Origin of the sequence: Neptuniibacter sp. PT8_73 (assembly GCF_047778045.1) — a bacterium.
GTDB lineage: Bacteria > Pseudomonadota > Gammaproteobacteria > Pseudomonadales > Balneatricaceae > Neptuniibacter.
This window is the reverse complement of the sequence record NZ_CP180545.1, coordinates 652,418-672,291: the sequence shown is the minus strand read 5'-3', so window position 1 is coordinate 672,291 and position 19,874 is coordinate 652,418. Positions and strand designations below refer to the sequence as shown.

At 40.0% G+C, this 19,874-nt stretch carries 18 protein-coding genes and 1 tRNA gene; 7 read left to right on the top strand and 12 right to left on the bottom strand.

Annotation, left to right across the window (positions count from 1 at the left end; translation table 11 throughout):
• The first annotated feature begins 1 nt into the window (after nt 1).
• Nucleotides 2–589, top strand: a complete 588-nt coding sequence (gene plsY, locus ACMXYN_RS02885) for a glycerol-3-phosphate 1-O-acyltransferase PlsY (RefSeq protein ID WP_415893417.1) — start codon at nt 2–4, stop codon at nt 587–589.
• Here plsY and tsaD read toward each other — a convergent pair.
• Complete coding sequence (gene tsaD / locus ACMXYN_RS02880) at nt 586–1,614, bottom strand: tRNA (adenosine(37)-N6)-threonylcarbamoyltransferase complex transferase subunit TsaD (protein ID WP_415893416.1); 1,029 nt, start codon at nt 1,612–1,614, stop codon at nt 586–588. The two genes, plsY and tsaD, sit on opposite strands and share 4 nt — an antisense overlap.
• Nucleotides 1,615–1,814: 200 nt before the next feature.
• Here tsaD and rpsU point away from each other — a divergent pair, with 200 nt between their 5' ends.
• From rpsU to ACMXYN_RS02850, 6 genes are all read left to right on the top strand, one after another.
• On the top strand, nt 1,815–2,030 hold the full coding sequence (gene rpsU / locus ACMXYN_RS02875; RefSeq protein ID WP_275814767.1) for a 30S ribosomal protein S21: 216 nt from the start codon (nt 1,815–1,817) through the stop codon (nt 2,028–2,030).
• Between the two features lie 38 nt (nt 2,031–2,068).
• Nucleotides 2,069–2,518, top strand: a complete 450-nt coding sequence (locus ACMXYN_RS02870; RefSeq protein ID WP_415893415.1) for a GatB/YqeY domain-containing protein — start codon at nt 2,069–2,071, stop codon at nt 2,516–2,518.
• Between the two features lie 33 nt (nt 2,519–2,551).
• Nucleotides 2,552–4,486 carry a DNA primase gene (gene dnaG, locus ACMXYN_RS02865; RefSeq protein WP_415893414.1) on the top strand — a complete coding sequence of 645 codons (1,935 nt, stop codon included), beginning with the start codon at nt 2,552–2,554 and terminating at the stop codon, nt 4,484–4,486.
• Nucleotides 4,487–4,730: 244 nt separating this feature from the next.
• On the top strand, nt 4,731–6,545 hold the full coding sequence (gene rpoD / locus ACMXYN_RS02860; RefSeq protein WP_415893413.1) for an RNA polymerase sigma factor RpoD: 1,815 nt from the start codon (nt 4,731–4,733) through the stop codon (nt 6,543–6,545).
• A gap of 65 nt (nt 6,546–6,610) precedes the next feature.
• Nucleotides 6,611–6,687: transfer RNA gene (locus tag ACMXYN_RS02855), tRNA-Ile, on the top strand.
• Nucleotides 6,688–6,882: 195 nt separating this feature from the next.
• On the top strand, nt 6,883–7,656 hold the full coding sequence (locus tag ACMXYN_RS02850; protein ID WP_415893412.1) for a hypothetical protein: 774 nt from the start codon (nt 6,883–6,885) through the stop codon (nt 7,654–7,656).
• Nucleotides 7,657–7,757: 101 nt separating this feature from the next.
• Here the strand turns inward: ACMXYN_RS02850 and ACMXYN_RS02845 are convergent, their stop codons facing one another.
• Genes ACMXYN_RS02845 through ACMXYN_RS02795 form a run of 11 tightly spaced genes read right to left on the bottom strand, consistent with a single transcriptional unit; the run spans nt 7,758 to nt 19,867 of the window.
• Nucleotides 7,758–9,695 carry a polysaccharide biosynthesis protein gene (locus tag ACMXYN_RS02845; RefSeq protein ID WP_415893411.1) on the bottom strand — a complete coding sequence of 646 codons (1,938 nt, stop codon included), beginning with the start codon at nt 9,693–9,695 and terminating at the stop codon, nt 7,758–7,760.
• Between the two features lie 35 nt (nt 9,696–9,730).
• The gene (locus ACMXYN_RS02840; protein ID WP_415893410.1) at nt 9,731–10,282 is read right to left on the bottom strand and encodes a sugar transferase; all 552 of its coding nucleotides are present in this window, start codon (nt 10,280–10,282) and stop codon (nt 9,731–9,733) included.
• A gap of 35 nt (nt 10,283–10,317) precedes the next feature.
• Complete coding sequence (locus ACMXYN_RS02835) at nt 10,318–11,259, bottom strand: NAD-dependent epimerase/dehydratase family protein (protein ID WP_415893409.1); 942 nt, start codon at nt 11,257–11,259, stop codon at nt 10,318–10,320.
• A 9-nt stretch (nt 11,260–11,268) separates the two neighbouring features.
• Entirely contained in the window at nt 11,269–12,072 is an 804-nt protein-coding gene (locus tag ACMXYN_RS02830; protein WP_415893408.1) for a glycosyltransferase, read from the bottom strand.
• A complete protein-coding gene (locus tag ACMXYN_RS02825; protein ID WP_415893407.1) occupies nt 12,069–13,373 on the bottom strand; it encodes a hypothetical protein in 1,305 nt (434 codons plus the stop codon). The genes ACMXYN_RS02830 and ACMXYN_RS02825 overlap by 4 nt, the downstream gene beginning before the upstream one ends.
• The gene (locus tag ACMXYN_RS02820; protein ID WP_415893406.1) at nt 13,366–14,595 is read right to left on the bottom strand and encodes an O-antigen ligase family protein; all 1,230 of its coding nucleotides are present in this window, start codon (nt 14,593–14,595) and stop codon (nt 13,366–13,368) included. Before ACMXYN_RS02820 ends, ACMXYN_RS02825 begins: the two co-directional genes overlap by 8 nt.
• A 3-nt stretch (nt 14,596–14,598) precedes the next feature.
• Complete coding sequence (locus tag ACMXYN_RS02815; protein ID WP_415893405.1) at nt 14,599–15,519, bottom strand: glycosyltransferase family 2 protein; 921 nt, start codon at nt 15,517–15,519, stop codon at nt 14,599–14,601.
• Nucleotides 15,504–16,364, bottom strand: coding sequence for a sulfotransferase family protein (locus tag ACMXYN_RS02810; protein WP_415893404.1), 861 nt, complete (start codon nt 16,362–16,364; stop codon nt 15,504–15,506). Before ACMXYN_RS02810 ends, ACMXYN_RS02815 begins: the two co-directional genes overlap by 16 nt.
• Before the next feature lie 3 nt (nt 16,365–16,367).
• Nucleotides 16,368–17,663, bottom strand: a complete 1,296-nt coding sequence (locus ACMXYN_RS02805) for a flippase (protein WP_415893403.1) — start codon at nt 17,661–17,663, stop codon at nt 16,368–16,370.
• 47 nt (nt 17,664–17,710) lie between these two features.
• Nucleotides 17,711–18,712: an SDR family NAD(P)-dependent oxidoreductase gene (locus tag ACMXYN_RS02800; protein WP_415893402.1), complete on the bottom strand. Its 1,002-nt coding sequence runs from the start codon at nt 18,710–18,712 to the stop codon at nt 17,711–17,713.
• Nucleotides 18,713–18,718: 6 nt separating this feature from the next.
• A complete protein-coding gene (locus ACMXYN_RS02795; RefSeq protein WP_415893401.1) occupies nt 18,719–19,867 on the bottom strand; it encodes an NAD-dependent epimerase/dehydratase family protein in 1,149 nt (382 codons plus the stop codon).
• Nucleotides 19,868–19,874: the final 7 nt, after the last annotated feature.

Here is a 19,874-nt window from a genome sequence, read left to right as displayed (position 1 = left end):
AATGACCGAATCGGCAACAATGGCCTTCGGGCTAATATTTCTAGCATACCTGCTGGGCTCTATTCCCACCGCAGTGCTAGTTTGTCGTGCGCTCAATCTTCCTGATCCCCGCCAAAAGGGCTCTGGTAATCCTGGTGCAACTAACGTACTCAGAATTGGTTCAAGAAAAGCAGCTTTACTTACTTTACTTGGCGATATTAGCAAAGGCCTAGCAGCGCTAGCCTTTGGAAAACTCCTACAGATCTCACAAACAGAGCTTTCCTACTGCTTATTAGCCGCAGTAACTGGACATATATTCCCTATTTTTTCGCCATTAAAAGGCGGTAAAGGTGTGGCGACGGCATTTGGTGCGAGCTTAGCTTTCTATTGGCCCATCGCACTGATCCAGTTAACCATCTGGGCTATCACTGCCCTTGTTAGCAAAATATCCTCACTAGCTTCAATAGCCGCAGCACTTATAACACCAGTATTCACTTGGTTGATAGCCCCAAATGACACTTTACCTCTAGCATTCCTTTGCGCATTACTCCTTTATAGTCACCGCAAAAACATTAAAAAACTGCTAAACGGCGAAGAGCCTAGGCTTTAAATAGAATCTAGCGTATCCAAAGGCCAGCGCGGTTTAGTCGTAATAACTAGGTCACTTTGCTGCCCTGCCAGTAAACGCTGACAACCCGCAAAGGCAATCATAGCGCCATTGTCTGTACAAAATTCTGGACGGGCATAAAAGAGTTCTGACCGCTCTTTCTCAACCATTACTTCTAAGCGCTCGCGCAAGCGCTGGTTAGCACTTACACCACCCGCAATCACCAGTTGTTTAAAACCTGTAGCCTGCAAAGCCCGGCGGCATTTTATTGCTAAGGTATCAACCACAGCTTCTTCAAATGCAGCAGCGATATCACATACTGTTTGAGGATCAATCTGGCCGTCCGCGTCTCGATGATCGTTAGCTGTATTTAATGTAAAAGTCTTTAAACCAGAGAAACTAAAATCCATACCCGGTCTGTCTGTCATTGGACGAGGAAAACGAAAACGTTGACGATCACCCTGCTGTGCGTACTTAGCAATTAGCGGCCCACCTGGGTAATCCAAACCCAGCATTTTTGCTGCTTTATCAAAAGCCTCACCCGCGGCATCGTCTAAAGACTCCCCCAATAGCTCGTATTGACCAATACCATCAACACGAACGAGCTGGGTATGCCCACCGGAAACCAGCAACGCTACAAACGGAAATTCTGGTGGATTCTCTTCCAGCATTGGCGCGAGCAAATGACCTTCCATATGATGCACGCCGATTGCCGGCTTACCCCATGCCAATGCAATAGCTCGGCCTGTCGAAGCGCCAACCATTAATGCTCCGATAAGGCCTGGGCCGGATGTATAAGCAACAGCATCTACATCTCCTTTTTGCAAACCAGCTTTAGCAAAAGTCTCGTCCAATAGAGGCAGCAACTTACGCACATGGTCACGGGAAGCCAATTCAGGCACTACACCACCGTACTCAGCGTGCATTTTCACCTGACTATATAAAGCATCACCAAGTAGACCCTTTTCACTGTCATAAATTGCCACTCCTGTTTCATCACAAGAGGTTTCAATCCCCAGTACGCGCATTGTTTACTCACTTCACTAACATAATGGCGGCTATTATACCTGCCCCCCTTAAAACCTGCACCGAAAATACCCAACAAACCGATTATCTGCTTTACTTCACTATGTGAAACGAATAAAATTTTGCGCCTTGCCATAAAACCGTCTGTTTTTTGGCGAGATAATTTTGTGGATTAACTAAACAATTTAAGGTTTGTTCAAACATGCCAGCTGTAAAAGTTAAAGAAAACGAGCCATTTGATGTAGCTCTGCGTCGTTTCAAACGTTCTTGCGAAAAAGCAGGTATTCTAGCTGAAGTTCGTCGTCGCGAATTTTACGAGAAGCCAACTTCTGTTCGTAAGCGTAAAGCAGCAGCAGCTGTAAAACGTCACGCTAAAAAAGTATCTCGCGAAAACGCTCGTCGCGTTCGCCTATACTAATCCACGCGATTTAGATCCCATCCAGAGGAAGGTTAGTCATGTCAGAGTTGAAGCAGCAGATCACCAATGAGATGAAAGCTGCAATGCGCGCTAAAGAAAAAGAGCGCCTAAAAACGATTCGCATGATGCTAGCCGAACTAAAGCGCATCGAAGTAGATGAACGCATTGAACTGGATGACACTAGAGTACTGGCGGTGCTAGACAAAATGTCTAAGCAGCGCCGTGACTCAATTTCGCAATTTGAAGAAGCGGCACGCATGGATCTTGCAGATGCTGAGCGACAGGAGCTGGAGGTGATTAAAACTTTCCTGCCGCAACCGCTAACTGATGAGGAAATTGCAGACCTCGTGAAACAAGCTGCAGAGCAATCCGGCGCACAATCCATGCAAGACATGGGCAAGGTCATGGGAATCCTTAAACCTCAAATCCAAGGTCGCGCCGATATGGGAACAGTATCCAAACTCGTCAAGTCTCAATTATCCAGTTAAACTGCCGCTGAGACCTTTTCAGCTGCAACGATAATGGCCGGACGTATACCCCAAAGCTTTATTGACGACCTGCTTGCCCGCATCAATATTATTGATGTGCTAGATGGTCGTGTCCAAAAACTAAAGCGCGCTGGAAAAAACTACTCAGGCCTCTGCCCATTCCATAAAGAAAAAACACCTTCTTTTAGCGCCAACCAAGAAAAACAGTTCTATTACTGCTTCGGCTGCGGCGCAGGCGGAAATGCCATTAGCTTTTTAATGGAATACGAAAATCTAAATTTCCCTGAAGCTGTTGAAGAACTCGCCAAAGCCGCGGGTATGGAAGTCCCCAAAGATGACAATCCCCAACAGCGCGAGAAAGAGCAGCAACTTAAAAAGCTATACGATTTATTAGCTGAAGCCGCTCAATTCTATGAAGATCAGCTTAAAGGCCACAACACGCGACAAGATGCCGTCACCTATCTACAAACCAGAGGATTGACAGGCCAAGCAGCCAAAGCATTTTCGATCGGCTTTGCCCCTTCAGGCTGGGATAACATTCTTAAGCACCTAAGCAAAAGCGATACGGATCAAAAGCTACTAGAAGAAGCTGGGCTACTTATACACAACGAAGATCGTGACAGCCATTATGATCGCTTTCGTAATCGAATCATGTTCCCAATTCGGGATCAAAGAGGCCGTACTATAGGTTTTGGTGGGCGTGTACTGGGCGATGACAAACCAAAATACTTAAATTCCCCCGAAACCCCGACTTTCCATAAGAGCAGAGAACTTTACGGGCTTTATGAAGCACGCAAGCACAGCAACAAGCTTGAACGCTTAATCATTGTTGAAGGCTATATGGATGTAGTTGGCCTCGCACAGTTTGGCATTCACTATGCTGTAGCAACACTAGGTACAGCAACCACTGCGCAGCACTTAGAAAGACTATTTAAACTCGTTCCAGAAGTTATATTCTGCTTCGATGGTGATAATGCCGGGCGAGAAGCCGCTATGCGTGCACTGAAAACAACACTTCCGGTTATCGAAGATGGAAAAGAAGCCCGCTTTCTATTTTTACCTGACGGTGAAGATCCAGACAGCCTAGTACGCCAAGAAGGAACTCTCGCCTTCACTGAGCGACTAGATAGCGCTTTACCGCTTTCCGAGTTTTTCTTTAATAGTCACTCCGAGCAAGCTGATCTAAACAGCATGGATGGCCGCGCTAGATTCAGCACCGAGGTATTACCTGCAATAAATTCAATGAAACCGAGTTTATTACAGCAGATGATGCTCGACCGAATTTGTGAATTAACCAATCTATCGTTAGAGCAGATACAAACTACGGTTAACTTTCATGAGTCTGTACAAACACATACACCAGCCCCCGCCGTAGTTTCAGAGTACGATTACTCCGAAGCACCAAGCTATGAAGAATCACAGCCATACAACTATGCCGACTATAGTAGCGAAGACCACAGCTTCGAAGGCCACGGCTATGAAAACACCCAATTTAAATCCGGAAAGAAACAGCATCATAGACCTCGTAGTAACAGCAGCGAACTGTCTTTCGAACAGAAACTGATCGCCCTATTACTTCACTATCCGCAACTGGCGTCAGAGTACCAGTTTCCAGAAGCCCTTAAGAGTGACACCGACGCCAATTCTCAGCTTCTTGCTCAGTTAGTGGCCTATTACAAACAAAACCCAACCGCATCACTTGGGCAATTGGTTGTCGATTGGCGAGAAGATGAAACCCTATCGCAAACGATCGTTGAGCTTTATGAAATATCCACTTCTTTAGAAATCACTTCTGAAGAGGTTGCACGAGCCTATCTTCAAGACGCTCAGCACGGGCTATCACTAAAGGCACTGGAACAAGAAATTTCTCTTTTACAGAAGAAACACAGCCTCTCCAAAGAAGAGAAAATAAAACTGGTTCAATCCATGCAACAACTTAATCAACTCAAGACGACCAGCAAGACCTAAACAACCAAATTTAGCTCTTATCAGGTCTTATTAGAGTTTCAGCACACCCCGCCCTTGAAAAACAAACCATCAGACACCATATATTGCTGCATAAACCACTGAATTTTCGGCAAGTCGCTGAAAAACAGTCTATTTTTAACAGATGACAGTCTCTAGCTTGCACAGCCTTTTCCCTAGCATGTTGTTAACTACATCGCTATAATGGCCTGCTCGATTTTCATCCACTTTTTCTAGTCAGGGTCCTATGTCCGATACTTCTCAGCAACAGCAGTCTCGCCTTAAGGAATTGATCGCCCGCGGTAAAGAGCAAGGTTACCTAACCTACTCTGAGGTAAATGACCACCTTCCGCAGGATATTGCCGATCCAGATCAGGTTGAAGATATCATCCGCATGATCAATGACATGGGTATTTCCGTGTCTGAAGAAGCACCCGATGCTGAAACACTACTGATGACCGAAGGTGATTCAGCTGATGATGCCGACGAAGAGGCCGTTGCCGCACTAGCCGCAGTAGAATCAGATGCTGGCCGTACAACCGATCCAGTACGCATGTATATGCGTGAAATGGGTACTGTTGAGCTGCTAACTCGCGAAGGCGAGATCAGCATTGCTAAACGCATTGAAGAAGGCCTACGTGAAGTAATGTCTGCCGTAGCCTGCTTCCCTGGCACAGTTGATGCCATCCTTGAAGCATACAAATTAACCGTTGAAGAGGAAGGTCGCCTAAGCGATATTTTCAGTGGTTATATTGATGCAGACGATGATGAAGAAATCCCTGCTGCTACTATCACGGACCCAAATGCCGAGATAGAAGAAGATGATGACGAAGACGAAGAAAAAGAAAAAGGCCCTGATCCAGAAGAAGCAGCACGCCGTTTCGGTCTAATCAAAGAACACTTTGACGCACTACACTTAGCTCTGGAAAAGCAGGGCCGCGATAGCAAAGAATTCGGCGATTCCCAAATACTTCTAAGCGAAGCATTTGCTCCGATCAAGCTTTCTCCTCGTTACTATGAAGCAATCGTTGGCCAAGTTCGCGATACTATCGATGAGATTCGCAAGCAAGAACGTACCATCATGCGCATCTGCACACAGCGTGCAAAAATGCCACGTAAAACGTTTATTAAAGAATTCCCAGGTAACGAAACAAACCCTGATTGGTTTAAAGAAGTTATCGATTCCGGTTCTGATTATTCTCGCGCAATCAAAACCAATCTGATTGAGCTTAAACGTGCTCAAAAGAAACTAATCCAAGCAGAAATTACTACTGGCATCAGCCTAGCCGAGATCAAAGAAGTTAACCGTCGCATGTCGATTGGTGAAGCTCGAGCACGTCGCGCTAAGAAAGAAATGGTTGAAGCCAACCTACGTCTTGTAATCTCTATCGCTAAGAAATATACCAACCGTGGCCTGCAGTTCCTAGATCTTATCCAGGAAGGTAACATCGGCTTAATGAAAGCTGTTGATAAGTTTGAATACCGCCGCGGCTACAAGTTCTCTACTTACGCTACATGGTGGATTCGCCAGGCGATTACACGATCGATTGCCGACCAAGCACGTACAATCCGTATCCCAGTACACATGATCGAGACGATCAACAAACTGAACCGCATCTCTCGCCAGATGCTTCAGGAAATGGGACGCGAAGCTACACCAGAAGAACTTGCTGAGCGCATGGAAATGCCTGAAGACAAGGTTCGCAAGGTACTTAAGATTGCCAAAGAGCCTATCTCCATGGAGACACCAATCGGTGATGATGAAGATTCAAGCTTGGGCGATTTCATTGAAGACGTGACAATTTCCTCTCCTGTTGATTCAGCAACAGGCGAAGGTCTACGCGAAGCAACTCGTGAAGTGTTAGCAGGCCTAACGGTACGTGAATCTAAAGTACTTCGTATGCGCTTCGGTATTGAAATGAATACTGACCACACACTTGAAGAAGTTGGTAAGCAGTTCGACGTAACACGCGAACGTATCCGTCAGATCGAAGCGAAAGCGCTACGTAAACTACGTCATCCAAGCCGCTCTGAACACCTACGTGGTTTCCTAGACGAATAGTAAATTCTTTTAAATCAAACTCTTGTGCCCATGAATCCATATCGGTATTATGGGCACCCTTCTTAGGGCCTATAGCTCAGTTGGTTAGAGCGCTCGACTCATAATCGATCGGTCGCAGGTTCGAGTCCTGCTAGGCCCACCACCTCCTCGCTTTAATAATCAGTACAGTTAGACATAGATCAAAGCTGATAATGTACTGGCAGTACTCGCCTGACAATTCGATATATATCTATCGCACAACCCTAGAAACACCAAACTTTTCGTAATTTAAAATTCAGTTTATTTATAGAACAAGATATCATCACGACCAAATAAACTCGCGATTGATAGAATAGAAATGACTCAAAATACATCGGAAAAACTTATTCGACCAAACGAAGCAAGCTTTGCGGATATTTGCAAGATTCTATGGGACGAAAAAACAATCATTATCATTGCTATAGCTCTTAGTACATTAATAGGCATAGCTTATAGCTACATTAAGTCCACTCATACCCCAACCACAAATACCCCAACCAACATTTCAATTACTGTTACAAGCTCGGAAAGCTCACACCATTCATTAAGAATGACAGAAGCATGGCTTAGCGGCGTAGGAACCAACCTGAAATTTTCTACACCCAAAAAATTTCTATACGCCCCTGGCGAATCTTTCTATTCACCTATAAGCCTTGTTATTAGGTTTGGTGAAGTTCTTGAATCAGAGAATTGGAAACAGAGGTATATAAATGAGAAGCAGCTAAATAAAGCTGAAACAAAAGCGCTCACAAAGATAAAAGTTACGTATCCTAGAGCACAGAAAAAAAGTGATTTTGCAGGCATCACCTTACAAACAAAAACATTCAAAGAGCAAGAAATAACATTTGAAGAATACGTGCGATGGAGCAGGGAATACTTTATTACAATGATACTAAAAGAGACAGACCTCGAATCAATAGTGAACACTATTTCTCCAACAGATATCATTTTAATAAATAGCAGCACTAAGCAAGATTTATCTAAACCAGCAAGTCAAATGGTCATTATCACTTTTTCTATTTTGATTGGAATTATGATTTCAATTTTCATTATAGCAATTAAAAGAAACCCTAGAATCAGAGAACATCACTAATACAAACTCAGCTAACTAACTAAAAAAGCATTATCTATCACAAAAGTGCCCATCATTTGATGGGCACTAAAAACAGTCAAGTTACTTAATAGCTCATTTAGCTACATCAAATGCTTAGCTCGTTCATCACCTACGTTATCTAACCAGTCTACAACTGGAGAAGCAGGGCGATAACCTTTTACACCTTGCTCAAGCAATTCCCGAGCCGCGCTACAATCTCCATTAGACAAGCAGACCTCCAACCTTCTGAACAACTCCTGTAACTCCTCAGCAGATAAACTCTCTTCTTCCGCCCTCATAATCTTAGGATGCTCAGTCCCAATCACATCCTCGCCAATCAGCAACTCTTCATATAGCTTTTCACCAGGTCGCAAACCTTGGTATTGCACCTCAATTCCAGCAGGAAACTCTGGCGAACAAACTTCTTTACCCATTAAACGAATCATTCGACAAGCCAAGTCTGAAATATTTACTGGCTTACCCATATCTAGAACAAACACATCGCCACCCTTAGCCATTGAACCAGCCTGCATAACTAAAGCAGCAGCCTCTGGTATTGTCATAAAAAAACGAGTGATCTCTGGGTGAGTTACGGTTATCGGGCCACCACTTTCAATTTGCTTTCGAAATAAAGGAACTACAGATCCGGAAGAACCTAGGACGTTACCAAAACGAACCATCGAAAATATCGTACTTGATGCCCTAGACATATCTTGCAAAACCAGCTCAGCAAGCCTTTTACTTGCTCCCATGACGTTTGTAGGACGAACCGCCTTATCTGTAGAAATTAACACAAACCTTTCAACAGACTCTTTTTGAGCCAGTTCAGCAAAAACCTTTGTCCCAAAAGCATTATTACGTATTCCCTCTATCACATTGTGCTCAACTATAGGCACGTGTTTATAAGCAGCAGCATGATAGACCGTTTGAACAGCAAACTGTTTTAGTACACCTTGAACCCTTTTTTTATCTAGTACAGAACCTAATACAGCATAGATTGGCATAGTGGAATTTAACTGAGGCAAAAGGTCACGTAACTCTCGCTCGATTGAGTAAAGTGCATATTCACTAATTTCGTAAAGCACAAGGCATTTCGGGCTATTTTGAATAATCTGACGGCAAATTTCTGAACCTATAGAGCCACCTGCCCCACTAACCATGACAACTTTGTTCTGAATACTAGTTGCCAAGAGCTCTGGTTTGGGAGGGACAGCATCTCTCCCTAGTAGATCTTCTATATCCAATTCTCTCAGATTATCTACCGATTCTCCTGAAACAACCTCAGGCATTGATGGAACAGTCTTCACATGTACAGGATAGCGAGACAAAGACTCCAAAATCTGACTTCTCCTTGAATTACTAATAGAAGGCAAAGCAAGAAGGACATAACTAATCCCATAACTTGAAATCACCTCTTCCAGTTCATTTAACTGAAACACTGGGAGACCTGTAACCGTAGTGTTCTTTAATCCCTTATCATCATCAATAAAGCCAACGGGGAGATAATCAGCACCACCTACCAAAGCAGTTGCTAACTGCACACCAGACCCTCCAGCACCGTAAATAAGAACAGGCGCTTTTTCGACGTAATGGCGTATAAGCCAATGATAATAATTTCGTACCAATAACCGACTTCCCCCTACATACACCAGGGCAACTAAAGCGAAGATAATTGGAACTGATCTTGGAAAAGGTTTTACATCTAGAAGATAGGCTGTTAACCACATACAAACAGCAAGTACTATGACACCTTTTACAACAGAAAAGATTGCCTGTACCCCCATGAATCTTACTACAGCACGATACAAGCCTAACTTAATAAAAATCGCCACACCTAATAGTGGTGTCAAAATAAATAGCGGTAATGCTTCTAATAAGAAATCATGAGGCCATATATCCGCTAACCTAAGAGCGTACGCCGACCATAGTGATAAAGGCAACACTAAAAGGTCTGCAATGACCATCAGAGCTTTCTTATAATTGCGCCCTAGCGTCATGATCCTGATATGATGGGATGCAGGTGTTTTAATTTTATTCATAAGTCTACATAACCATTTTGTAGATACTAATTACGTCACTTACGCAAAGCATCACCACTGCCCTTACCGGCAGCTGTTTTAAATATATAGGTAAAGTATTTAGCTAACGTCAGCTCTTTCAACATTATTTGGTCTATCTCGGCCAACCTAATTGGATCCGACATATCTATTCCATTAATCTGCCCTAAACCTGTTATACCAGGTCGAACATCGAAGACTGACTTAGACTCTCGCTCTAGAATTAGTTCTTCTTGATTAAATAAACAAGGGCGAGGTCCAACTAAACTCATATCTCCAATCAAAACATTAAGTAGCTGTGGCAATTCATCCAATTTTGTTTTGCGCAGAAAATGGCCGTACCTTGTCACAGAGGAACCATCAGCCAAGTGACTTGCAACAGAACGGGTCTCGAGCGCCATAGTTCGAAACTTAACCAAAGTGAAAGGCTTTTTATTGCGGCCCACCCTTTTCTGGAAGAAGAGCGGCGAACCCGTATCGAATAAACCAACCAACAATAGCAAAATCATCACTGGCAAAGTCAATGCAATACCCAAAAAGGAAAAGATAATATCTAAAAAACGTATCATAAAATGAGGCTAATGTAAGACTGTTTCAGAACAGCCTATTGTACTCCCAAAAAAGCTTGAGACATACACTCATCTACAGAAAAAGGAGGCTGCCAATCCAGCAAATCACAACTCTCACTAATATTTATTTGTAAATCACCTAAGAGTTTTTGATTCAAATCATTTTTTCCAATCAAATCTAAAATTAAGCCCATTAAACCTACAGGTACTGGCACAAGTATAGATTTAGTTTTGCTATGAAGAATAATTTTTTTAATAAATTCAGTTGTAGAAACATCGGTCCCATCGCCGACTAATAGTACTTTACCAGCAGCATTAGGGTGTTTAATGCAAACATTAATAAAATCTACAAGATTAGAAATCCCTACAAAGGTTCTTTGATTATGAACAGCACCCAAAGGAAGAGGTAGACCTTTTTTTACACAATTAACCAAAGTATTGAAATTACCAGGTGCATCTGCTCCGTATATCATTGGAGGCCTGATCAAAACCAATTCCAAATTAGTACCTTCTACAACCTTCGACAATTCATCTTCGGCTCTCATTTTAGATTCAGCATACAGACTCGAAGGATTCGGCCTGTCAGCGGAGACAAATGGTCTGGTTGAGCTAATGCCATTAACACCAATAGAACTAATAAAAATTAATCGCTTAACTTTATTCTTAATGCACTGCCTAGCAAGATTAATTATACCATTGACATTAACATCTATCAGTTCATCATCAGTATAATTAGAATTGCCATTCCCTTTCCCATGAACAACAGCTGCTGCATGAATAACAACATCAATATTGGGCAAGATTTCCGTATAGTTTGTCTTACCATCAATAGAATCAATTATGAAATTTTCAACTACACCATTTAAATCTTGATGGGTACGGTTACAAGTAAAAAGGGAGTATTGTTCTTTGGATATTAAATATGACGCTAAGTTCTTCCCGAGAAAACCTGTAGACCCAGTAATTAAAACATTCATCCGAGTAACCTATCTCAAGCTATACATCCAAGAAACAAATTTTCGCGGTAACAACCTAAAGCTACACCTTAAAAGGATATTTCTAAAAGCTTCACGAAAGCTGAAAAAACCAATCTTATACGTCTCGAAATTAAACTCAAACTCACTCTTAGCATAGTTTATACCGATACGGCGACCTACCATATCATTACCAACTCTAACTTTAACTAAAACAGAATCAAGGTTGTGAGCTATAATCTCGTCATTTAACATTCTTACCCACAAGTAATAATCAACAAAACCTGTAATTTGGATATATTTACCAGCAGCTAAATATGCCTGTTTGTTAAACATTACGGTTACATGATTAAAAGGATTTCTTTTTTTGGAGAGTGATACAATCTCACGAAGACTTGTCGGAACATTACGATTATTTTTCACCATGTCTGGATCAGTATCAAATTCCGATATAGCCCCTCCTAATAAAGCCACTTGAGGATTGTCTGTCAAATACGCTATTTGCTTCTCAAAACGATCCGGCAAACAGATATCATCAGCATCCATTCTCGCTATCCAATCATAACCAGATTCTGCTACTCCAAGATTCCATGCATTAGCAGGACCTTTATTAACAGGACATTTTATGTGCAAGGAATTTTCGTGATGCTCAATAAAGTTATCAATAACCTCATATAGATTTTCCGTCAAAGGACCATCAGAAACAATTATAATCTCTGAAGGAAGCAATGTTTGATTGATCAAACTATCTAGTGCTTGCTGCAAATAGTCTGCTACATCTTTAACATAAACAGACATAACGACACTAAAATTCATTTTGATACAACCTCTTCGATCTGATCCTTTACAACTTCAGCTAAATAATCATAAGAATACTTATGAATATCTCTATAATTTGCTTTCAATTCAAATTTTTTAAATTTATCTACTACAGAATATAAACATTGCTCTATAGCATCGACATCACTAGTTAGTGCGACAAACTCAAGATTATTTTGAATCGCAAAGTCAAACCCTTCGCCTTCAGGTAAAAGAGCCATAATTGGAACATTAGCACCAATATAGTCGAATACTTTTGAAGGCAAGTTATCTGAATAGCTAATTTCTGCTCCAGAAATCCAAAGCAACACACTTGATTGTTGCAATTTTTCTCCTATAGACGAATATGGTATATACCCATGATATTCAACGTTTTCAGAAATACCAAGGGAATCGGCAAGTTTCAAATAATCTGGTGACAAACCACCGTAGAAAGATATTTTAAATTCTGTAAAGCCAGATTTCTTAACATTTGAAATAGCCTGAAAGAACTTCACAGGGCTATAATCACCGCCATAGAAATTACCCGCATGGAGAAACTCGATTATTTTTTTATCTTTAACTTTATTATCAACAAATATAGATTTATCAAATCCAGCATAAGGCAACTCTACGACCTTATTTAAGTATTCGGGGTATTCATTTTTAAAATACGAAACCCCTGCAGGAAACCATCCCTTATATATCCAAACCTGATCTGACTCCTTTATTAAGGAGCGCTCAAAATAACGCCTTAAACCAGGTACCCAGCCGCTACCTTTATTAAGAGGATTATTGGCAAAAGGATCCCTAAATTCTAATACCAGCCGAACCTTATTAGCAAAAAGTTTTTTACATAGCAAAGCGACAAAGAAATTTGTAAATGGGTATCCGCCTGCCACTAAAACAACCTTCCCCTTACTTGTCAAAACTTTAAACAACGTAATAGAAAATGCTATCGGACCACAGTCGAAATACGCATCAGGGAATGATAAAGATGAACAATACTTAAAAATAAGATTTACAGGATTATTTTTTTTGGGTTTATTGGTTTTTACCTTGCGTGCAGAGGGCTTCTTACGCTTTTTAAGTACGTAGTAAAGCTTTCTAAGTAAAAAACCAGGGTAGTAATACCATAGATAAGAAACTTGATCAGACTCAAGTTTCTTCCTATCAACAAAAGGCTCTACCGGACTGACAACAGTACACTCAAAATATTGTGACAGATATGATAACAACCGGAGATATTTACCTGCTCTAGCTGGTGCAATAAAAGACGCATATTTTGTAATAAAAATTACGTTAACTTTATCAGACACTATAATTTTCCTTTTGCGCGCCTTTAGATTTTATACAACAGACAGCAAACCCAATGATTAGCCAGCCAATATTTTCTCCTAAACTGACAGAGGTAAACCCCATTAGGTATACGCCTAAAACCGAAATCAGGCATGCTAGTAACATACCGTCTCCATATAATCTGTATTGTCTATAAAGAATATAAATCAGCAATAAGAACAAAAAATTAAAGACAAAAAGAGCAATTAGTCCTAAATCTAGTACAACTAACATTGAAGTATTGTGCAACGCTATGGCATGCTCATTGCCAGGAAAGAGCGTTTCGTAAACCGATATAAATTCGGGATCTGAATTAACAACCTCTTTTGCCATACCTGGCCCGTAGCCTAAAACAGGCTGTTTTTCTACAGCGTCTAAAGTCGCATCAAGCATTGCCAACCTTATGGAGCTTCCATGTTCACTTACCTGTTCCATTTTCCTTTCCATTCGCTCATAAAAACGATCAAATGACGCAAATACAAAAACTGTAAAGATCAGGAAGATAACGCCTTTTGTAGACATTTTAAGTTTAGAAAATATCATAAACAGGACAAACATCAGAAATATACAAAGAACAGCCATCCTTGAACCAGCAGAATAAATTACTGCAAAATTCGACGCAATTAGTAGCAACGTCATGAAAAGTGATTTTCTATAAGAGTAATACAGCGCTAAAGGAGCCGTTAGGATTAGATATCTAGATATAACATTAGGGTTATAGTATGCAGTAAGATCAATAATTCCTTTAAACCCTTCATCTAATCTATAAACACCATTTCGGAAAAATTGCAGATCAGAAAATAGAGCCATCAATGTAATACCAGTTAGAGACACCAGTAAATTAACCCAAAACATCGAACGTGCTATGTCATCTATCTGAAAAAAACGATACAAGTAGAGCCATACAACAACAAATACAACTCCTATCCTAAATGCATATTGCCCGAACCAATACTTAAAGCCATATATACCAGTATTTTCATAACTAACAACAAACGAACAAAGGGATACAAAAAGAAAAAGAAATAACGTATAAAAAACGACACCATTCCAATCGACTTTTACAAACAATGGCATCATCAATAATAATAAAAATAACACTTCAAAAGGCGCTAGCATCAAAACCCGAGACATTGCATCAAAGAAACAAAGAGCCAGCAACATCAACGGGACAAATAATCGATAACGTTCTTCAATAAACATTATTTAACCTTTCGATCTTAAAAAAAACATTACTTTAGAATATTTTAAAGATGGCAACACACAAATTGATGCAATCAACGCCCTATATAAGATATATGCTCTTGGAGCATATCTTAGAGCCTTGTAAGATTCCTTAATCCCTTCGAAAACCTCATCTTTCATAAAGAATTTCTGCGCTATAGCACCATGATAAGTACAATATGCTTGTTTATATAACCCTTTATTTTTAAGAAGCATTTCATGTTTCTTAATAAAATTTAAATAAGTAATCCTTTTCTTCTCCGGATTACTGCTTCGACTATGTTCTGGCAATTCAATATGAACAAGCAAGTCATTCACAAAGGCAATTTCACCTTTTAAGGCAACTCTTAACCAATAATCGCGGTCTTCTGGTATATCTTCATTGACATAAAACAAGCCAATTTGATCAATAATAGTCTTTTTAATTAGAACACTTGAAGCTGAACCTACTATTGGCTGACTCACAAGCAAGCTGGCAACCCAGTCTTTCTTTTCTTTAGGGAAAAATTCATAACTCTTAGAGTTAACAGGGTGAAAAACAACACCTGAAAACACTAGAGCATTAGCACTATTTTCTTTTATTTTCTTTACTTGGAGTTCTAGCTTATTTTTTTCCCACCAATCACCAGTGTCTAAAAGAGCAATATATTCTCCGTTTGCAGCATTAATTCCTATATTACGTGTTTCAGCCACACCTTTATTCTGTTCCGATGCAATCCATAGCACATTCTCATCAGAAATATTTTCTTGCAGGCCGGCAAATGGTTGATCGCTTCCATCATCAACGACAATTACCTCAATATTTTGATAGCTTTGCTCTAGTACTGATTGCAAACTACATAACAGTTTTTCAGCTGGATCATTAAATGTTGGAATAACTATAGATATTAAGTCTTTTTCCATTTTGACAGATCCCTTCCAAGAGTACCCTCAAGCTCGACAATATCATTAAAGTACAAATCAACAAGCCGTTCACGATCTTCATTTCTCATACTATCTTTTTCAGTATCAGGCTTTAAATTCAAGCGTATCAACTTTTCTATCACTGGCTTTCTTAATCTTTCAGATATAAGCCTTTTAATAATAGATTTAAAGATATTTGGTCTTGTTAAAAACTGCATCAAAGCCTTATTCTTCGGTTTTGAGGCAACATTTGCAGATAAATTAAAGTTGATATCACCAACAGGTATATTTAAAAAATTCTCGATATCAGCCATAGCTTTACCAGGATCAGCTTTAAGATCCTCTGTAAGCAGGATTAAAAATTGCTCTTTACTAAAAACTTGTAACCACGCTTCTAACTGCCTAGAATAAAAACCATCTCTAACATAGTTTTTCCATTCACTATAGTGAGTTTGATCATCTATAGTTTCTTTAAACTCCCTCTTTTCCTTTAACAATCTACAGCGATGTTTATAATGTGAAAAAGCTCTTTCAGCTGGATCTCTAAGAACTATGATAAATTTCAATCGAGCAAGATCATCTTGTTCGTACAGCTCTTTTATATGTGGAATGACTATTTCAGGTGCATGAAAATACGCAGGAGTAGCATCTACGAGAATACTTCGTTGTTTATTTTCATAAAAAGTTTCATAGAAAGATTTACCTAAATGATACCTTTTCTCATTATTTAGATAGTGGAGCTCTTTCTCTTCTGGCACATATACATGCTCATGTTGCATTAGCCATTTTGCCAATGTAGTTGTGCCTGATTTAGCAGCACCTAAAATAAATGTATTTGGCAACATATCTCAGCCTTTTATATTCACAAGAGCCATAGAATTTATCCCTGTCGCTCTTAATAACACTAACCATAAAAATAAATTTTTAAATGCCATTGATATAGCAGTTGCATAGGCAGCACCTACAACTCCCAACATTGGTATAAAAATTAAATTCAATACAATATTTAATACTGCAGACATCATAAGACATTTAGCAGCACTTTTTTCATTTCCAGTCATTGCTGCAAGCGGGCCTTGCGAACCAAATAGAGCACTTAATATTTGCCCTATACCCAAAATCATTAATATTGCAAAAGCCCCTCGATATTCTTCCGTGAATATTTTCTCTATTAACAATTCTCCGAATAGCCATAAGAAAACATACACTACTAGAGCCAACATAAAGCTCATTGCTGAACTTATTGATACTAGCCTCTTTAGTTTTTCCAATTTCTCTTCTGCGTATAGTTTTGCAATAATCGGTGACATGAACATTTCTACCACCTGCATTCCAATCGCCATAAGCAAAGCAAACTGTACCGCTATCCTATAATCACCTATCTTGTCTGGCGATACCCAATACCCTAGTAAAAAGATATCTGCGTACGTATTAATTTGGAACATTATAGAAGTTAAACCGAGCGGTATTACTGATTTAATCCAATAGCTATACTGATAACTAACTTTCTTAACTTCTTTAATTTCTCTAGGGCATTCATTTTTTAACAGGACCAACCCTATTAAGAACACCACAAACCATGCAAGCAAATGGGAAAATATTGCTTCTTTTGCATTAACAGGACTGTATACATGCAGACAGACGAAGAGGGCTACCAAAAATATTAGCGGTCTAATTATTTGTTCAGGAAAATGCGCTTTCCAAATCTGACGGAGGCCTACTAAAACTCCAACTCTTATACTAGCGATAGCCATCAATGGTATAAACCAGACAGCATATCCCCAAACCTCAGAGTATAAGCTCCTTTTATCTGGATCTAATAAAAATATAACTCCTAAATATATTGCACTAGATAGCAAAGATAAGGCTATAACAGTTAAAAAAGCCCATTGCCAAAGCCCTTTTATTAACGCCCAATTATTATGAACATTTGCCTTGGAAGTTTCTCTAACTATCAGCTTTTGCAAACCAAACTTTGCAGGAATGCTTAATAATGCAGCAACTGAGAAGGCATATGAATAAACGCCAAACTCATGGCTATTCAAAATATTGGCCAAGGCAACTGTTACCGCAAATCCAAGGCCAATATTTCCTAATTTTATACCTAAAGGTCCAACAGCTTTTTTTAAAAAGTAATCTAACATCGGACCTTTTCTCGTTGAAACATGCTATGCCACATGCAAAACATTAATCAATTGATTATGTTTTTTTCCTGGAAGTAAGTTTTTACTTCCTCGAAGGACATTGTTTTTTCAAGAGATGAATTATACGGTCTATCAGGCTGTGGAGAACCTACTAGCGCTTTATAGCTTTCGTTTTCGTTGTTCGCAAAAGCAGATAATGTAATGAAGAAATCACCTAACTCCCATGTTCTACGAACTTCTTCATCGTTCATAAGCTCTTCATATAATTTTTCCCCAGGTTTCGCCCCAATCTCTACAATTTCTGTATCAGGCGTACCGATAAGGTCTTTCATTACATTAGCGATATCTTCTATTCTAGCAACAGGCATTTTGGTGACCATTACCTCACCGCCTTTTGCCAACCACACTGAATTTAATACAAGTTTCACTGCCTCTTCCAGAGTCATGATAAACCTTGTCATTTCCTTATCAGTTAAGGTTATTGGACCGCCCTGCTCTATTTGTCTCTTAAATAGAGGAATCACCGAACCTCTAGAACCTAGTACATTACCGAAACGTGTAGATGCAAATACAGTTTTACCTTGATGTGCCTCAGAGGCAGCAGTCATAAGGCGTTCGCCCATCAGTTTTGAAGTACCCATTACATTCGTTGGGTTAACAGCCTTATCTGATGACGTGAAAATCACTCGTTCAACATCATTTTGCAAGGCAGCATCAATAACATTTTGCGTACCTAGAATATTAGTTTGAACAGCCTGGTTAGGGCTATCTTCACACAAACCTACATGCTTTAATGCAGCTGAATGGAGTACGATATCAACCCCTTTCATTCTTAATTTAAGGGCTTCAATATCTCGTATATCAGCTAGGTGCCCTGTGACTTTCCCTGAGTTTTTATACTCTTCTAAAAGAAAGAACATCTCTGTTTCATTATTATCTAAACAAACAATTTGTTTAGCCGGGCTTGCTACTAGCTGTCTTACCAGTTCAGCCCCTACAGTTCCACATGCACCTGTTACTAAAACAGTTTTACCATTAAAACGATCCATTAATACTTAACTCCAGCTCACTCGAGGTAAAATTCTTTCTTTAACAATTTTATCCTTATTTTTCAGGATCCTTTCAATCATTGAACCTAAAACTTCATCTGTCATATAGTTAGGTTCAAGTCCTAACTCGACTAATCCAGAATGAGTAGGGTTGTAATAATGCTCTTCTTTTTCTTTACGCGGATTTGGTATTGACTTTATTTCTACATTTAAACCGTGCGCCTGCCCTGCATGTTTCACACGATCTGCCAATTCATTAACAGTAAAGGTTTCTGTAAGCTGGTTAAATATTCTCAACTCACCAGGTTCTGCAGGTTTTTCTGCCGCTAATCTTACACACTGCAAGGTATCTTTAAGGTTTAGGTATCCGCGAGTCTGACCACCGCCACCATAAACAGTCAAAGGTACACCCGCTACAGCTTGAACAAGGAATCTATTTACAACCGTACCGAAAATGTCATCATAGTGGAAATTAGGGCATAGACGCGGGTCTAGATCAGCCTCTTTGGTAGACAAACCGTAAACTGGCCCCTGCATAAGATCTGTCACTCTTAAATTATGTGTTCTTACATAGAACCATAACAGATCAGTATCCAGAACTTTTGTCGTATGGTACAAGGAACCTGCTGCACGAGGATATAAGAAACGGTCTTCACGCCCATTGTGTTTGATATCTAACCATCCCTCTTCGATATCAATATTTGGCGTACCATACTCTCCCATAGTTCCTAATTTCACTATGTGTGCATTCGGTACAATTTCTTTAACAGCCCAAATACAGTTAAATGTTACATCTAGGTTATTTTGAAATGTCTGCCTAGCTTCCTTAAACCCTCTCATAGAGTATGGCGCGGAAGGTTGTTCAGCAAAGTGAACAACAGTATCAGGCATAGATTCACGCACAATATCAAACATAAAGTCAGGATCAGCTAGATCACCAATTCGAACATCGATATTGTGGCCTGTAACCGACTTAAATATGGAAGTACGCTCAGTAAGGTTAGGAGCAACAATCAAGGCATCACTATCTGTTGCCTCTGCGATATTTCTTCGTAGATAGTTATCTACAACTGTTACCTCATGACCAGCAGCAGCAAAATCCATAGCAGTAGGCCAGCCTAGATACCCATCCCCACCTAAAATTAGCACTCGCATGATTTAA

What these genes read in the sequence shown, in the direction of transcription:
- ACMXYN_RS02845 (WP_415893411.1), bottom strand. Translation starts at nt 9,695, where the DNA reads ATGAATAAAATTAAAACACCTGCATCCCATCATATCAGGATCATGACG.
- ACMXYN_RS02835 (WP_415893409.1), bottom strand. Translation starts at nt 11,259, where the DNA reads ATGAATGTTTTAATTACTGGGTCTACAGGTTTTCTCGGGAAGAACTTA.
- ACMXYN_RS02815 (WP_415893405.1), bottom strand. Translation starts at nt 15,519, where the DNA reads ATGGAAAAAGACTTAATATCTATAGTTATTCCAACATTTAATGATCCA.
- ACMXYN_RS02820 (WP_415893406.1), bottom strand. Translation starts at nt 14,595, where the DNA reads ATGTTTATTGAAGAACGTTATCGATTATTTGTCCCGTTGATGTTGCTG.
- dnaG (WP_415893414.1), top strand. Translation starts at nt 2,552, where the DNA reads ATGGCCGGACGTATACCCCAAAGCTTTATTGACGACCTGCTTGCCCGC.
- rpsU (WP_275814767.1), top strand. Translation starts at nt 1,815, where the DNA reads ATGCCAGCTGTAAAAGTTAAAGAAAACGAGCCATTTGATGTAGCTCTG.
- ACMXYN_RS02830 (WP_415893408.1), bottom strand. Translation starts at nt 12,072, where the DNA reads ATGAATTTTAGTGTCGTTATGTCTGTTTATGTTAAAGATGTAGCAGAC.
- rpoD (WP_415893413.1), top strand. Translation starts at nt 4,731, where the DNA reads ATGTCCGATACTTCTCAGCAACAGCAGTCTCGCCTTAAGGAATTGATC.
- ACMXYN_RS02840 (WP_415893410.1), bottom strand. Translation starts at nt 10,282, where the DNA reads ATGATACGTTTTTTAGATATTATCTTTTCCTTTTTGGGTATTGCATTG.
- ACMXYN_RS02850 (WP_415893412.1), top strand. Translation starts at nt 6,883, where the DNA reads ATGACTCAAAATACATCGGAAAAACTTATTCGACCAAACGAAGCAAGC.
- ACMXYN_RS02805 (WP_415893403.1), bottom strand. Translation starts at nt 17,663, where the DNA reads ATGTTAGATTACTTTTTAAAAAAAGCTGTTGGACCTTTAGGTATAAAA.
- plsY (WP_415893417.1), top strand. Translation starts at nt 2, where the DNA reads ATGACCGAATCGGCAACAATGGCCTTCGGGCTAATATTTCTAGCATAC.
- ACMXYN_RS02870 (WP_415893415.1), top strand. Translation starts at nt 2,069, where the DNA reads ATGTCAGAGTTGAAGCAGCAGATCACCAATGAGATGAAAGCTGCAATG.
- ACMXYN_RS02800 (WP_415893402.1), bottom strand. Translation starts at nt 18,712, where the DNA reads ATGGATCGTTTTAATGGTAAAACTGTTTTAGTAACAGGTGCATGTGGA.
- tsaD (WP_415893416.1), bottom strand. Translation starts at nt 1,614, where the DNA reads ATGCGCGTACTGGGGATTGAAACCTCTTGTGATGAAACAGGAGTGGCA.
- ACMXYN_RS02795 (WP_415893401.1), bottom strand. Translation starts at nt 19,867, where the DNA reads ATGCGAGTGCTAATTTTAGGTGGGGATGGGTATCTAGGCTGGCCTACT.
- ACMXYN_RS02810 (WP_415893404.1), bottom strand. Translation starts at nt 16,364, where the DNA reads ATGTTGCCAAATACATTTATTTTAGGTGCTGCTAAATCAGGCACAACT.